This window comes from Streptosporangium amethystogenes, assembly GCF_000721075.1.
GTDB classification, from domain to species: Bacteria; Actinomycetota; Actinomycetes; order Streptosporangiales; family Streptosporangiaceae; genus Streptosporangium; species Streptosporangium amethystogenes.
Window position 1 is genome coordinate 1 of record NZ_JOEQ01000195.1, and the last position, 295, is coordinate 295.

The 295-nt window shown below is 62.0% G+C and carries 1 protein-coding gene; it reads right to left on the reverse strand.

The window, feature by feature from the left end:
* Positions 1-295: DUF4082 domain-containing protein (locus IG98_RS49985; RefSeq protein WP_037973151.1), on the reverse strand; the 295-nt coding region annotated here is incomplete at both ends.

A 295-nucleotide genomic window follows, 5' to 3' on the forward strand; every position in this document is an offset into this window, starting at 1 on the left:
CGTTGGTGAAGGTCGCGCTCGCGAGCAGCTGGCCGCTGCTGGTCCACAGGCTTCCGACGTGCGTCCCGGTGTTCTGCGGACCCTTGTAGAAGCGGATGCCGTTGATGGTTCCGGCCGTGGTCGCCTTGAATTTCACGCCGGCCGTGCTGGCATTGGCATCGGGCTGGGATTGGACGGCCGGGACCGCTGCGTTGTTCCATAGGCTGTTCGAGGGGGTGAATACGACATCCACCCAGTAGTTGCTGGCTTGATAGGAGGCGGTTGGGAAGGAGTCCGTGGCGCTGTATTTGTATAC